This is a genomic window from Rhizobium sp. Root491 (genome assembly GCF_001427205.1).
GTDB classification, from domain to species: domain Bacteria; phylum Pseudomonadota; class Alphaproteobacteria; order Rhizobiales; family Rhizobiaceae; genus Agrobacterium; species Agrobacterium tumefaciens.
The window spans coordinates 134,361-147,580 of record NZ_LMFF01000017.1; the positions used below are offsets into that span (position 1 = coordinate 134,361).

General features: G+C 59.3%; 14 protein-coding genes. 8 read left to right on the forward strand and 6 right to left on the reverse strand.

Going from position 1 to position 13,220, the window contains the following annotated elements; translation table 11 throughout:
• Positions 1–5: 5 nt before the first annotated feature.
• From ASD46_RS20760 to ASD46_RS20780, 5 genes are read left to right on the forward strand one after another with little or no spacing between them, the layout of a single operon-like run.
• Positions 6–947 (forward strand): carbohydrate ABC transporter permease, encoded by a 942-nt coding sequence (locus ASD46_RS20760; RefSeq protein WP_060642596.1) that lies wholly within the window; start codon positions 6–8, stop codon positions 945–947.
• Positions 944–1,786 (forward strand): carbohydrate ABC transporter permease, encoded by an 843-nt coding sequence (locus ASD46_RS20765; protein ID WP_013761103.1) that lies wholly within the window; start codon positions 944–946, stop codon positions 1,784–1,786. The genes ASD46_RS20760 and ASD46_RS20765 overlap by 4 nt, the downstream gene beginning before the upstream one ends.
• 4 nt (positions 1,787–1,790) lie before the next feature.
• Positions 1,791–3,305 (forward strand): argininosuccinate lyase, encoded by a 1,515-nt coding sequence (gene argH / locus ASD46_RS20770; protein WP_013761104.1) that lies wholly within the window; start codon positions 1,791–1,793, stop codon positions 3,303–3,305.
• Complete coding sequence (locus ASD46_RS20775; protein WP_060642597.1) at positions 3,305–4,345, forward strand: ABC transporter ATP-binding protein; 1,041 nt, start codon at positions 3,305–3,307, stop codon at positions 4,343–4,345. Before argH ends, ASD46_RS20775 begins: the two co-directional genes overlap by 1 nt.
• The gene (locus tag ASD46_RS20780; RefSeq protein ID WP_041694584.1) at positions 4,342–5,241 is read left to right on the forward strand and encodes a carbohydrate kinase family protein; all 900 of its coding nucleotides are present in this window, start codon (positions 4,342–4,344) and stop codon (positions 5,239–5,241) included. Before ASD46_RS20775 ends, ASD46_RS20780 begins: the two co-directional genes overlap by 4 nt.
• 12 nt (positions 5,242–5,253) lie before the next feature.
• On the opposite strand, the gene betC is transcribed toward ASD46_RS20780, so the two are convergent.
• Both betC and choX read right to left on the reverse strand, forming a co-directional pair.
• Positions 5,254–6,768 carry a choline-sulfatase gene (betC, locus tag ASD46_RS20785; RefSeq protein WP_013761107.1) on the reverse strand — a complete coding sequence of 505 codons (1,515 nt, stop codon included), beginning with the start codon at positions 6,766–6,768 and terminating at the stop codon, positions 5,254–5,256.
• Between the two features lie 14 nt (positions 6,769–6,782).
• Positions 6,783–7,736, reverse strand: coding sequence for a choline ABC transporter substrate-binding protein (gene choX, locus ASD46_RS20790; RefSeq protein ID WP_013761108.1), 954 nt, complete (start codon positions 7,734–7,736; stop codon positions 6,783–6,785).
• A gap of 94 nt (positions 7,737–7,830) precedes the next feature.
• Between choX and ASD46_RS20795 the strand changes: the two genes are divergently transcribed.
• On the forward strand, positions 7,831–8,727 hold the full coding sequence (locus ASD46_RS20795) for a choline sulfate utilization transcriptional regulator (RefSeq protein WP_013761109.1): 897 nt from the start codon (positions 7,831–7,833) through the stop codon (positions 8,725–8,727).
• Between the two features lie 30 nt (positions 8,728–8,757).
• Here the strand turns inward: ASD46_RS20795 and ASD46_RS20800 are convergent, their stop codons facing one another.
• Both ASD46_RS20800 and ASD46_RS20805 read right to left on the reverse strand, forming a co-directional pair.
• Positions 8,758–10,209 carry an aldehyde dehydrogenase gene (locus ASD46_RS20800; RefSeq protein WP_013761110.1) on the reverse strand — a complete coding sequence of 484 codons (1,452 nt, stop codon included), beginning with the start codon at positions 10,207–10,209 and terminating at the stop codon, positions 8,758–8,760.
• Positions 10,210–10,225: 16 nt separating this feature from the next.
• The gene (locus ASD46_RS20805; RefSeq protein WP_041694585.1) at positions 10,226–10,423 is read right to left on the reverse strand and encodes a hypothetical protein; all 198 of its coding nucleotides are present in this window, start codon (positions 10,421–10,423) and stop codon (positions 10,226–10,228) included.
• Between the two features lie 132 nt (positions 10,424–10,555).
• Here ASD46_RS20805 and ASD46_RS20810 point away from each other — a divergent pair, with 132 nt between their 5' ends.
• On the forward strand, positions 10,556–11,431 hold the full coding sequence (locus ASD46_RS20810; RefSeq protein WP_013761112.1) for an AraC family transcriptional regulator: 876 nt from the start codon (positions 10,556–10,558) through the stop codon (positions 11,429–11,431).
• An 87-nt stretch (positions 11,432–11,518) separates the two neighbouring features.
• On the opposite strand, the gene ASD46_RS20815 is transcribed toward ASD46_RS20810, so the two are convergent.
• Positions 11,519–12,262, reverse strand: coding sequence for an SDR family NAD(P)-dependent oxidoreductase (locus tag ASD46_RS20815; protein WP_013761113.1), 744 nt, complete (start codon positions 12,260–12,262; stop codon positions 11,519–11,521).
• Between the two features lie 26 nt (positions 12,263–12,288).
• A complete protein-coding gene (locus ASD46_RS20820) occupies positions 12,289–12,678 on the reverse strand; it encodes a DoxX family protein (protein WP_173994418.1) in 390 nt (129 codons plus the stop codon).
• A 153-nt stretch (positions 12,679–12,831) separates the two neighbouring features.
• On the opposite strand from ASD46_RS20820, the gene ASD46_RS20825 reads away from it, so the two are divergent.
• Positions 12,832–13,215 carry a winged helix-turn-helix transcriptional regulator gene (locus ASD46_RS20825; RefSeq protein WP_041694586.1) on the forward strand — a complete coding sequence of 128 codons (384 nt, stop codon included), beginning with the start codon at positions 12,832–12,834 and terminating at the stop codon, positions 13,213–13,215.
• The last annotated feature ends 5 nt before the right edge of the window (positions 13,216–13,220 follow it).

A 13,220-nucleotide genomic window follows, 5' to 3' on the forward strand; every position in this document is an offset into this window, starting at 1 on the left:
CAATCATGACAGCGATCGATCAACAGGGGGCGGCATCCGGCCGCCCCGGCGGCTCCTTCGGGGATCGCTTTTCCATGCGCACGAAACGGCTTGTATGGATCTGGAGCTTTCTGGCTATCCCGATCCTGTTTTACAGCATCATCCGTTTTTACCCGACGTTGCAGGCCTTCTGGTTGTCCTTCACCAACTGGGACCTGCTGCGCCCGGCAAAGTTCATCGGCGTTGCCAATTACGTCAAGCTGTTCAAGGATCCGCAATTCTGGAAGGTTTTCAAGAACACCTTCACCTATCTCATCGTCGGCACGCCCATCAGTCTGGTTCTGGCTTTCGTCATCGCCTTTTATCTGGATCGGGTGCGGATCTTGCACGGTTTCATCCGCGCGCTTTATTTCCTGCCCTATCTGACGACGGCAACGGCAATGGCATGGGTCTGGCGCTGGTTCTATCAGCCGCCGCCGATCGGCATCATCAACGACGTGCTTGGCATGATCGGAATTCCGCAGCAGCCATTCATCCGTTCCACCGATCAGGCGCTTTATTCGGTCATGGTGACGTCCATCTGGGCCGGGCTTGGTTTCCAGATCATCATCTTTATGGCGGGCCTGCGCTCCATTCCGACGACATTTTATGAGGCCGCGCGCATCGACGGACTTGGCGAATGGGCGATCCTTCGAAAGATCACGCTGCCGCTCCTGAAACCAACCACCGTTTTCCTGGTCGTCTTCTCCTCAATCGGGTTCCTGCGCATTTTCGATCAGGTCTACAACATGACCACCAACGATCCGGGCGGACCGCTCGGCTCAACCAAACCGCTGGTGCTGATGATCTACCAGACTGCGTTCAATTCCTATGCGATGGGTTATGCCGCCGCGCAGACGGTTGTCCTGTTCACCATTCTTCTTGTCGTGTCGCTGGTCCAGCTCTGGGTTCTGAGGGAAAAGAAATGAGCGAAGCGTTGCCACTCTCCCACGCCCGCGTCCGCCCCGGCCGCATCCTTGCCTGGACGCTGCTGTTCATCGGCGGCCTGATCATGATTTCGCCGCTGCTCTTCATGTTTTCGACCTCGTTCAAGACCGCGGATCAGGTCTACGATCTCAGGCTCATTCCCGCAGCACCGACGCTTGCGAATTACATGACTGTCTTGGCCGACGGCCGTTTTCTCCGCTGGTTCTTCAACTCGATGTTCGTTGCGGTCATCGTCACCGTCTCCAACTGCTTCTTCGACAGTCTGGTCGGTTATACGCTGGCCAAATTCGAGTTTCGCGGTCGCTACTTCATCTTCCTCGCGATCCTTTCCACGCTGATGATTCCGACCGAAATGCTTGTTATCCCCTGGTATCTGATGTCCAGCCAGCTTGGCTGGCTCGACAGCTACTGGGGCATCATGTTCCCGGGAATGATGACGGCCTTCGGCACCTTCCTGATGAAGCAGTTCTTTGAGACGGTTCCGAACGACTTCCTGGAGGCAGCGCGTGTCGACGGGCTGAACGAATTCCAGATCTGGTGGAAGGTAGCCCTGCCGCTGGTGACGCCTGCCCTTTCGGCGCTTGCAATCTTCACCTTCCTCGGCAACTGGACAGCATTCTTCTGGCCCCTGATCGTGACTACCAGCAAGGAGCTGTACACGCTGCCCGTCGGCCTATCGAGCTTTGCGGTGGAACAGCAGATCCAGTGGGAAATGATCATGACCGGCGCTGCCATTGCGACCATCCCAACCCTTATCGTCTTCATCGTCCTGCAACGCTACATCGTTCGCGGTGTGATGCTGGCAGGCCTGAAAGGATAACATCATGGCCGATATGAACCCGCGCCTGTCGGATACCAGCAAGTTTCCCGACCCAGTTTACAAGGAAACCGTGCTGCGTCCGCTTTTCGATGGCGCCAAGAACCACCATGTCGACGGTTTCCGCCGCATCGACCGCGCCCATCTGGTCATGCTGCGCGAGACCGGCATTCTCGATGCGGACACGGCAGCAAAAATCGCCGGAGCGCTTGATGACATCGACAGGACCATCAATCCGTCGGAGCTGGTCTATACCGGCGAGGTCGAGGATTTCTTCTTCCTGATCGAAAAGGAGCTGAAAGCCCGCATCGGTGTCGATGTGGCAGGCCGCCTGCACACGGCACGCTCGCGCAACGACATCGATCACACGCTTTTCAAAATCGGCCTGAAAGACAAGATCGACACGCTCACTGCCAAGGCGCGGCTTCTGCTGGCCGCCCTGATCGACGCCGCCGAGCGCAATGAGAAGACGTTGATCGTCGCCTATACGCACGGACAACCGGCCCAGCCCACCACCTTCGGCCACTATCTTTCCGCCGCCATCGAAGTGCTGATCCGGGATATTGACCGCTTCACTGAGGCCCGGCGCATCGTCGATCTCTCACCCATGGGCGCTGCGGCCATCACCACGTCCGGCTTTCCCATCGACCGGGCACGTGTCGCCGAACTTCTCGGCTTTGCGGCACCCTTGCGCAATTCCTATTCCTGCATCGCCGCCGTCGACTATACGACAGCGACCTATGGCGCCATCGAATTGATGTTCCTGCATCTCGGCAGGCTCATTCAGGACTTCCAGTTCTGGACGAGTTTCGAAGTCGGGCAGATCTACGTACCGAATTCGCTGGTGCAGATTTCGTCGATCATGCCGCAGAAACGAAACCCGGTCCCGATCGAACATCTGCGCCACCTCGCAAGCCAGACATTCGGGCGGGCACGGACCATGCTCGACGTGATGCACAACACGCCCTTCACCGACATGAACGACAGCGAGGGCGAAACCCAGGGCATGGGTTACGAAGCCTTCGCCTCTGCCGGCCGGGTGCTCGATCTCCTTGCCAGCCTCGTCGGCAAGATCAGTATCGATCCGGAAAGGGTCGACCAGAATATTCGCCGTTCCTGCATCACCATCACGGAACTGGCAGATTCTCTTGTCCGCATCGAAGACCTGTCATTCCGCCAGGCCCATGAAATTGCCGCAACCGTCGCCAAAAGCGTTGTCGCGCTGAAGGGCGACCTGCCGAACGACGGTTACCAGCCGTTCCGCAGGGCGTTCGAGGAACTGGCAGGACGCGAGACCAGTGTCGATGAGGAAAAGTTCAGGCAGATCGTCTCGCCTGAGCACTTTGTCGCCGTGCGCAGCCGCTTCGGCGGCCCTGCCCCGGAGCCGATGCGCGAGGCGATTGCGGCCTATCGCGACAAACTTGCTGCGTTTGAAGCAGAAGCACAGCGATCCACCGACTACGAAGCGGCAAAAGCTGCTGAGCTTGCAGAGAAATTTACCGCCCTGACGGGAGCGCGATAATGGCGACAATCGAACTCAATCAACTCGTAAAGCGCTACGGCAAGGTGGAGGCAGTCAAAGGCATCGACCTTGCCATTGAAGACGGCGAATTCGTCGTATTCATCGGCCCTTCCGGCTGCGGCAAATCCACGACACTCAGAATGATCGCGGGTCTGGAAGAGATTTCAGGCGGAACGCTGAAAATTGCCGGAAACGTCGTCAACGAGAAAGAACCGAAACAGCGCAACATCGCCATGGTCTTCCAGAACTATGCGATCTACCCGCATATGACGGTTCGCCAGAACATCGGCTTCGGGCTCTATACCTCAAAGCTCGACAAGGCGGAAAAGAACCGGCGTATCGAAGAGGCCGGTCGGGTGCTCGGACTTGAGGCATTGCTAGACCGTCGGCCCGCGGCTTTGTCGGGCGGGCAGAGGCAGCGCGTCGCCATCGGCCGCGCCATGGTGCGCGATCCCTCAGCCTTCCTTTTCGATGAGCCGCTGTCCAATCTCGACGCCCAGTTGAGATCGCAGATGCGCATTGAAATCAAGCGCTTGCACCAACGTCTTAAGACAACCACCGTCTACGTCACTCACGATCAGGTGGAAGCGATGACCATGGCCGACCGGATTGTCGTGATGAAGGACGGCCATATCCTTCAGGTCGGCACGCCCTCGGAACTTTACGAGACGCCGGTGGACGTCTTCACTGCGCGTTTCATCGGCAGCCCGTCGATGAACCTGCTGCGGGGCAAAAGAACGACGAACAGCGTTACACAGTCTGCCGATGGGGATCTGCTGATTGGCATTCGCCCCCATGATCTGCTGGTTGGAGAAGGCGAGACAACTCAAGGGTCCTTCTCGCTGGAGGGAACGGTGACAGCCGTGGAGCCGCTCGGCCCGGAAACGCTGGTTCATATGGACACGCCCACGACCTCGGTCATCGCGACAGCAAGGGGCAAGGCCATTCCCCAGGTGGGTAGCCGCTTGCAATGCGAGGCGCAGGCAGGCGCGCTCTATCTTTTCGATGCCAAGACGGAAAAGCTTCTGGGCCGCGCATGATGACGACAGACACGGAAAAGTCAGCGGTCATCAGTATCGGCCGGATCTATTGCGACCTCATTTTCACCGGGCTTGACGAATTGCCGGTGCTCGGCCGGGAGCTGTTTGCCAGCGACATGGAAATCGCCGCCGGTGGCGGGGCTTTCATTGCGGCTGCGCATTTCGCCCATATCGGCCGCACGGCCACGCTGCTGGCAAGGCTCGGCACCGACACCTTCTCACGCGCCATCGGCGAGAAAATGCAGCAAAGCGGGGTAGACCTGCAATTTCTGGAACACTCGGCAGATGCGGGCCCGCAGGTCACTGTCGCGACGGTGGTTGGCCATGACAGGGCGTTTTTGACACGGCGCGCCGGTATCGCCCGGCCATCGACCCTTGATGCCGCCTTTTCGTGGAACGGGGCCTGCCATCTGCACATCGCGGAATTCGCCACGCTGCACGAAATCCCCGATCTCGTCGCCCGCGCCAGGGACAGCGGACTGTCCGTCTCGCTCGATCCCAGCTGGGATGCCTCGCTGATTTACGACAAGGGCCTGCTCAAGGCGTGCGATGGCGTCGACGTATTCTTGCCCAACCTCGAAGAAGCTGAGGCGATCACAGGCCATTCTGACCCTGAGTCGGCGGCCAAGGCCTTGTCCGGGTCGTTTCCCGTTGTCGCCCTGAAAGGCGGCGCAGAGGGCGCCTGGGTGTCCTCGCAAACCGGCCTGCACCATGCGGCGGCGAAGAAGGTACCCGTCGTCGACACGACGGGCGCGGGTGATGCCTTCAATGCCGGTTTCATCGATGCGTGGCTTCGGCGGGCGGACGAGAAGCTATGCCTTGAGGCAGGCGTCGCTGCGGGTAGCCTTGCCGTGCAGGCCACGGGCGGCGCGCCGAGAACGACCGCCGCCGCATAATCCTTGCCAGCGTTATTCCCCGCGTGGAAAACGCTGGTTTTCCTCCAGCACGTTCAAGTCCATGTGGTTGCGCATGTAGCGTTCCGAGGCTTTCTGCAACGGCTGATAATCCCACGGGAAATAGGCGCCGTTTCGCAGCGCCTTGTAGACCACCCAGCGCCGCGCCTGACTTTCCCGCACCGATGCGTCGAAAACGGGCAGCTGCCAGCGTCGGCCGATTTCAGCCGAAAGCGATGACAGCACATCAGCGAATTCAGGATTGCCGGCAAGGTTTATCTGCTCTTCAGGATCCGTCTCGAGGTCGTAGAGCAACGGCGGATCCGCTTCGCAGACCGAGAGCTTGTAACGGCCATCCCTGATAGCGACCAGTGGCGCGATCGAACCTTCGGCGGCATATTCCATCGGCACCGGCCCGCGCTCGCCTGTTCCCGCAGCCAAAGCCGCGAGGTCTTCGCCATCCGTCCAGCGTTTCAGTGAGGTAATATCGAGGCCTGCCAGACCGCATAGCGTCGGTGTGACATCCAGCGTCGAAACCGGCGCGTCGATAAGCGCCGGTTTCCAGCCGGGTGCTGCGATCATCAAGGGCACACGGGCCGAGCCCTCGAAAAAGCACATCTTGAACCACAGGCCGCGCTCACCCAGCATATCGCCATGGTCGGAGAGGAACAGGATGATCGTGTCCTCCTCCATCCGCGTCGCCTTCAATACGTCGAGAATTTCGCCGACCTTCTCATCGATATAGGAGATATTGGCGAAATAACCGCGCCGCGCCCGGCGTATCTCGTCGGGTGAAATATCGAAGGCCTGATGATCACAGGCTTCCAGCAACCGTTTTGAATGCGGATCCTGCTGCTCGAAGGGAAGCGCCCCTATCTGCGGATCGAGCGCCGGGCAATCCTCATAGAGATCCCAGAATTTCCGCCGTGCCACATACGGGTCATGCGGATGGGTGAAGCTGACGGTCAGGCACCATGGGCGGTCATCGAGCCGGCGCGACAGATCGTAGAGCTTGCGGGTTGCGTGATAGGCAACCTCATCGTCATATTCCATCTGATTGGTGATTTCGGCAACGCCCGCGCCGGTGACCGAACCGAGATTGTGATACCACCAGTCGATCCGCTCGCCCGGCTTGGTATAATCAGGCGTCCAGCCGAAATCCGCCGGATAAATATCCGTCGTCAGACGCTCTTCGAAGCCGTGCAGCTGGTCCGGTCCGACAAAATGCATCTTTCCGGAAAGGCCGGTGTAATAACCAGCTGCCCGCAGGTGATGCGCATAGGTCGGAATATCCGACGCGAATTCGGCGGCATTATCGTAAACCCGCGTCCGGCTGGGCAATTGACCGGACATGAACGAAGCCCGGGCCGGCGCGCAAAGCGGGCTTGCCGTATAGGTATTGGCGAAACGGACAGACCGCTCCGCCAACGCTTTCAGATGTGGCGCGTGGAGAAAATCGGCCGGGCCATCGGGAAAAAACGTCCCGTTGAACTGGTCGGCCATCAGGATCAGGATATTGGGACGCGGCATTTCACCCTACAGTTTCAGAGGCCAAGCTTGCCTTTGACGGCATCCGCACCCGGCTTGCCATCCAGCGTGGTAACGCCCTGCAGCCAGCCATCCAGCGATGTCGGATTGGCCTTCAGCCACGTCGCCGCCGCCGCCTTGGAATCCTCGCCACCAAGAATGGAACCCATCAGGGCATTTTCCATGCCGATATCGAATTTGAGGTTCTTGAAAAGCGTCGCCGCATTCGGGCATTTCTGCGGCCAGCCGGTACGGGCAAGCGTATAGACCTCGGCGCCACCGAAATTCGGGCCGAAATAGGCGTCACCGCCGGAGAGATAGGCGATATCGATCTTCTCGTTCATCGGGTGCGGCGCCCATGCTAGGAAGACGACCGCCTTTTTGTCTTTTCCGGCCCGTTCCACCTGCGCCAGCATCGCCTGCTCGCCGGATTCGACAAGCTGCCAGCCCTTCAGGCCGAAATCATTGGCATCGATAATCTTCTGAATGTTCTGGTTGGCGGGTGCGCCCGGCTCGATGCCGTAAATCTTGCTTTCAAATTCGTCAGCGTGTTTGGCAAGATCCGAAAAATCCTTCACGCCCTTTTCGGCCATATAGGAAGGCACTGCCAGGGTGAACTTGGCGCCTTCGAGGTTTTTCGTCATCACGTCGGCCGCCTTGGCGGCATTGAGGTCGTCAACGAAGGATTTCTGGGCGGGCATCCAGTTGCCGAGAAAAACGTCGATCTCGCCGTTTTTCATGGCCTGATAGCCGATCGGCACCGACAGCGTCTTGACGTCAGCCTCATACCCCAAAGCATCGAGCAGAACCGAGGCGACGCCATTGGTGGCGGTGATGTCGGTCCAGCCGGGATCGCTGAGGCGGATGGTCTTGCAGGCCGCATCATCGGCGGCATAAAGCGGGGTGGAGAAGGCCGCCACGGACAAAAACAGTCCGGCGGCGATGCGGTGCATGCGAGAAACGGTTTTCATTGCGGCTCCCCTTTTATTAGTCCAGTTTATTGAACACCACATTGTTTTTGCCTGTGAAGCGGGTATTTTTCGATGACTGATATAAGGAATTTCTATGACAGAGCGGCCGCTCGATCTTGGATGGATGCGCATTTTTACCGAGGTCGCCCGGCGCGGCAGCCTGACGGCAGCGGCGGCGTCCCTGCGGCTGACCCAGCCAGCTGTCAGCTATCAGATCCGCCGGCTGGAAGACGATCTGGGCGTTGCACTGGTGCGGCGTAAACATCGCGGCATCGAGTTGACGGCCGAGGGGCTAAAGCTGTTCGAGATTGTCTCACGCAATGTAGATGCCATCGACCTTCTGGCCCAGCAACTTCGCCGAACGGAGGAGCGGCAGACAATCCGCCTGCACACGGACTATGCCTTCTCCTCTCTCTGGCTCATCCCACGCATGCATGGTTTTCGCGCGCTCAATCCTGACATCAACATCCAGATCGTCGCCACGCAGGATCCGCTCGGACAGGGCAAACACGACAGCGACGTGATGATCATCTTCGGCACGCGGCAGGATGCCGGCGACGGCGCGGTGCTGCTGCTTTCGGAGAAGGTCACGCCCGTCTGCTCGCCGGCGCTTTTGGCGGAGCAGCCGGCACCCGAAACCGTGGCTGATTTTTCGCGGCTGAAACTCATCCACCTCGAAAATACCTCACAGGCGCACTGGTTCGACTGGGCGTCCTATTTCAAGCATTTCGGCGTGCTGAGAGGCGCGGAAAACGAAAGCGGAGACATCAGCTTCAACAATTACACCATGGTGGTTCAGGCAACGATCGGCGAACAGGGTTTTGCCCTCGGCTGGGCGGGACTGGTCGATCCGCTGGTCGAGGCAGGCGTGCTGGTGACCGCAGGCCCGAGTCTGGATGCGCCGGGTCGCGGCTACTGGTTGCTGAGGCCGAAAAGCAGCGACAGTGCGGTCAGAAAACTCACCGGCTGGCTGATCGACGAGAAGCGTTGACGTGACCAGCCAGCCGGTGATGCTTCCGGCTTAAATCGGGTAATGCAACGGTCCGTCCTGCAGCGTGACCCATCGCAGTTCGGTGAATTCCGCAATGCCCGCCGTGCCGCCGAAACGGCCGTAACCGGAGGCCTTCACCCCACCGAACGGCATCTGCGCCTCGTCGTGAACGGTGGGTCCGTTGATGTGGCAAATGCCGCTTTCGATGCGTCCGGCTACCGCGAGTGCTTTTGCCTGATCCCTGCCGAAAACAGCAGCGGAAAGACCAAACTCGGTTTCGTTGGCGATACTGACTGCCTCATCGACGCTGCCGGCGCGAATGATGGAAACGACCGGGCCGAAGCTTTCTTCGGAATAGAGCCGCATCGCAGAGGTCACGCCATCGACGGCAAGCGCATCCAGCATGGTGCCATTGCCGCCTCCGCCGGCCACAAGGCGTGCGCCTTTAGAAACCGCGTCATCCACCAGCGCCCGGATGCGGGACGCGGCCTCGGCGCTGACCAAGGAGCCAAGCGGCATTTTTCCCTCGCGAGGGTCTCCAGCCTTCAGGCTTGCCGCTTTTTTGGCAAAGGCCTCGACAAAGGTGTCGGCAACGCTGTCGAGTACGATGATGCGTTCCGTCGACATGCAGATCTGGCCCTGGTTCATGTAAGCGCCAAAGGCGGCCGCAGCCACTGCCGCATCGATATCGGCATCATCAAGCACGATGAAAGGTGCCTTGCCGCCAAGCTCCAGAAGCGCTGGCTTCAGGTAACGGCCCGCCGTTTCCGCGATGACACGACCGACGCGGGTCGAACCGGTGAAATTCACCCTTCTGACAGCGGGATGGGCGATCAGTGTTTCAACGATTTTCGCCGCATCTTCCGGCGCATTGGAGACGGCGTTCAGCACCCCTTTCGGCAGACCTGCCGAAGCGACGGCCTCGATGATCAGCGCATGGGTGCGCGGGCAAAGCTCCGAGGTCTTCATCACCACGGTGTTGCCACAGGCAAGTGGCGTGGCGATGGAGCGTACGCCGAGAATGACCGGTGCATTCCATGGCGCGATGGACAGAACCACGCCTGCCGGCTGGCGAAGTGCCATCGCCGTGGTTCCCGGGCGGTTGGAGGGAATGATTTCGCCCTTTATCTGGGTCGTCAGGCTGGCCGCCTCGACCAGCATGTCGCTGGCCAGCATCACGTTGAAACCGGCCCAGGCATCCGTCGCGCCAATCTCCTCTTTCATCGCCAGCGTAATCTGCGGCCCGGCATCGCGGAGCGCCTGCGCCGCGGCAAGAAGCAGGCGACGGCGTTCGCCGGGCGGCGTTGCCGACCAGACGGGAAAGGCTGCGGCTGCGGCATCGGCCGCACGTGTGGCATCCTCAGGCGTTGCCGCCGCCGCACTGGTTGCCAGGTCCCCGGTAATCGGATTGTTGCGCTCGAAACGCTTGCCGTTTGCGCCTGGGCAATGGTCGCCACCGATGAAAAGATTGACAGTCTGCATGGTCTTCCTCCTGAATTCAGAAAATGGTGGCGGCGGCACCGCCGAAAAACGCCCGTTGCAAGGTGGGACGGGAGGAAAGGGCTGCTGCCGTCCCCGCCCCTGCGATCCTTCCGGCTTCCAGCAGATAATCGCGATCGACAAGGGCAAAGCTTCCGCGAACACCCTGTTGCGCCAGCGCAAGGCAGGACAGCGTTCTGCGCTTCATACCATTCATGATTTTCCTCCAACGGCGCAGTAGCGGGATTGCCATTCTCCTCAAGGCTTCCCTGCGCTGATGGAAGTTTAGCAACGACAGGCGCATATAAAATCCACTAATGTAGTGCATTATTGTACTTTTGGAGGGTGAATGCCGCGTCACGGCCAGATAGCTGCTAACAGGATCGAAACGACGGCGCGCATGCTGACTTCGTCCCTGCGCGTGTCGGAGTTCAAGCTGGAACAGGGCGCAGCCCATCTTGTCCTCGTCTCAGCCGGTGAAGCGGAGATCATTCAGGGCGAAAAGACACTTGTGGTTACCGCGCCGGGGCTGGCCTGGCTGCCTGCCTCCGGCCCCGTCGGCCGCCTGCGGCTGAATGCCGGAAGCCGCGGATCACTGCTGAAAACGACCGAAATCGGCCTTGCGCATGCCATGCCAACCGGAACGAGCGCAATCATGGTGCGCAGCACATTGCAGCGCGTTCTGACCCGGACGTTGGCTGAAAAGGACAGCCAGGAACTGGCGGGTTATCTCGACACCATCGCGGATGAGAATTTCCGGTCATCGACAGCGTCGGATACGATCATCGCCAGCCTGTTATCCGTCACCCTTATCCGCATCTGCCAGCATGCCATGGCCGACGTCGCGGGCGCGGCTTCCACCGCAGGCAGCCTTACCGAGCGGTTTGTGCTACTTGTCAGTCAGCACAAACGCGACCAATGGGGCGTGGAAGACTATGCGGGTCAACTCGGCGTCAACCGTGAACGTCTTGGATTTGTGGTGCGCAAGGCAACGGGGCTTTCACCACAGGCCTATATTCACCGCGAACTGCTTTCCGAAGCGCGTGACCTTCTTCTTAACTCTTCACTGCAAGTCGCTGAAATTGCGTTTCGATTGGGATTTCAGGATCCTGGGTATTTCAACCGCTTCTTCAGCCGCAATGAAGGCACGTCTCCCGGCCGTTTCCGGCGAATGGCGGTGCGCATACAGAACGTAGCACCGCCGTCCTATGCCGCATGGCCTTGAGTTCTGCCCGGCAGGTGCAAATCAGGAGCGGCAGAAGAGACAATGGAGCGAAGTGCCGGCCTGTTTGCCCGGCACTCCAACGGGGCGTTAGCGGGCGCTGTCGATAATCTGGCCGCCGTCGGGGGTCAGGCTCGAGCCTGTAATGAACCTCGAATCGCTGCTTGCGAGGAAGAGAGCCACCGGAGCGACATCCTCTTCAGGGGAACCGTAACGACCAAGGGCATTCGTGGGAGCAGGAGCGTCGACGCCCGCACCCCAGGTGTCGGCAACGGGAAGCAGGTTGTTCACGGTGATATTGTCAGGACCCCATTCGCGCGCAGCAGATCTCGTCAGGGCGCGGACGGCCTCCTTGGCAAGGTTGTAAGGTCCATACGGCGACATGCCGAGAATACCGGCCAGCGACGCGAAATTAATGATCCGGCCCTCGCCACTGGCCTTCAAGTACGGATAACAAGCCTGCATTGTGCGAAGATAGGCGATCGGCCCCATATCGAGGTTTCGTTGCAATTGCTCGACTGTCAGCTCGAGGATCGGGGAGTGCACGACAGTCGGGTCGAACGCGACGTTCACGAGAATGTCGATGCCGCCAAATGCATTCGCTGCCTCAGCCACAGCCCGGGTGATCTGTTGGCCATCGCCAAGATCACAGACGATGCCGAGCGCGGTGCCACCACTGGATTGTATCTGACTGACGACCGCGTTCACATTTGCAGGCGTCAAGGACAATACCACGACCTTGGCGCCCTCCCTTGCAAAGAGTTCTGCCGTCGCACGGCCAATCCCTCTGCCTGCGCCCGCCACGATGGCTACTTTTCCGGTCAGTTTTCCCATTTTGATTTCCTTTCGTGATGAATGCGTCAGAGCTGCCGTGTAAGGGCATAGGGGGATGGGACTTCGCGTGCAGCGTTCTGCATGGCGAAGGAAACGACGAGCAGCCCGAGGCCGATGGCGGCAGGCAGTGCGCCGGCAGGTTTGCGGACGCCGATATGTGCAAGGCCGGACAGCAGCAGGTGAAACAGTACCCCCGCATACGCCAGATCGCTGATGGCGACGTTGAACCGCGCAAGGATGGCGATGACGGCGGCGATCTTCACCGCCGTTAGAAGAGGCACAAGGTAGGCAGGGTAACCGAAGCCGGTTATCGTCTCCCTCACCCAGTCGGATTTGACGACGTAGGTGACTGCCGACGCCAGATAGAGCAGGACGAGAAGGGTTGTTGCGACCCAGTAGATATAGAATGAAGACATGGGATATCCATTGCCGCCGAATGTCTTCGGCAGCTTGATTTGTTCAATATTTTCGTTGTTCCGGAACAGCTTGGGGATCATGATCCGGCGTTCACATGGAAAATGTGCTATTGAATGAATATGCGCAAGTAGGATGAATTTGGCGTGGTAAGTATGGAAAACCAGACTAATGGCGGTGATACCATTAATATGCACGAGGAAATGCGTCGCGCTTTCGCGCTGCTTTCCGGCAAGTGGAAGCTCGAAATCATGTGGCTTCTCAACCAGCGGATCTATCGTTTCAACGAGCTGCGCAAAGCCATTCCCGGCATCACACAGCACATGCTGACCTCCCAATTGCGTGAGCTTGAGGCCGATGGACTGGTCTCTCGCACCGTCTTTGCAGAAGTTCCGCCACGCGTGGAATATGAAATTACGGCAAAGGCGAAAGGACTTGGCCCGACCATGGAGGCATTGATGGCATGGTGGAACGAGTACGGCGCGAGCGTTCCGGTTAAAACCACCACCCGTGGACGCAGACGGTCACCGCAAAAATAGATGGA

Bases quoted from the DNA above. Each gene is read 5' to 3' on its own strand.
- ASD46_RS20760 (WP_060642596.1), top strand. From the start codon at position 6: ATGACAGCGATCGATCAACAGGGGGCGGCATCCGGCCGCCCCGGCGGC.
- ASD46_RS20815 (WP_013761113.1), bottom strand. From the start codon at position 12,262: ATGGGAAAACTGACCGGAAAAGTAGCCATCGTGGCGGGCGCAGGCAGA.
- choX (WP_013761108.1), bottom strand. From the start codon at position 7,736: ATGAAAACCGTTTCTCGCATGCACCGCATCGCCGCCGGACTGTTTTTG.
- ASD46_RS20780 (WP_041694584.1), top strand. From the start codon at position 4,342: ATGATGACGACAGACACGGAAAAGTCAGCGGTCATCAGTATCGGCCGG.
- ASD46_RS20825 (WP_041694586.1), top strand. From the start codon at position 12,832: ATGGAAAACCAGACTAATGGCGGTGATACCATTAATATGCACGAGGAA.
- ASD46_RS20795 (WP_013761109.1), top strand. From the start codon at position 7,831: ATGACAGAGCGGCCGCTCGATCTTGGATGGATGCGCATTTTTACCGAG.
- ASD46_RS20820 (WP_173994418.1), bottom strand. From the start codon at position 12,678: ATGTCTTCATTCTATATCTACTGGGTCGCAACAACCCTTCTCGTCCTG.
- argH (WP_013761104.1), top strand. From the start codon at position 1,791: ATGGCCGATATGAACCCGCGCCTGTCGGATACCAGCAAGTTTCCCGAC.
- ASD46_RS20810 (WP_013761112.1), top strand. From the start codon at position 10,556: ATGCCGCGTCACGGCCAGATAGCTGCTAACAGGATCGAAACGACGGCG.
- ASD46_RS20800 (WP_013761110.1), bottom strand. From the start codon at position 10,209: ATGCAGACTGTCAATCTTTTCATCGGTGGCGACCATTGCCCAGGCGCA.
- ASD46_RS20775 (WP_060642597.1), top strand. From the start codon at position 3,305: ATGGCGACAATCGAACTCAATCAACTCGTAAAGCGCTACGGCAAGGTG.
- betC (WP_013761107.1), bottom strand. From the start codon at position 6,768: ATGCCGCGTCCCAATATCCTGATCCTGATGGCCGACCAGTTCAACGGG.
- ASD46_RS20805 (WP_041694585.1), bottom strand. From the start codon at position 10,423: ATGAATGGTATGAAGCGCAGAACGCTGTCCTGCCTTGCGCTGGCGCAA.
- ASD46_RS20765 (WP_013761103.1), top strand. From the start codon at position 944: ATGAGCGAAGCGTTGCCACTCTCCCACGCCCGCGTCCGCCCCGGCCGC.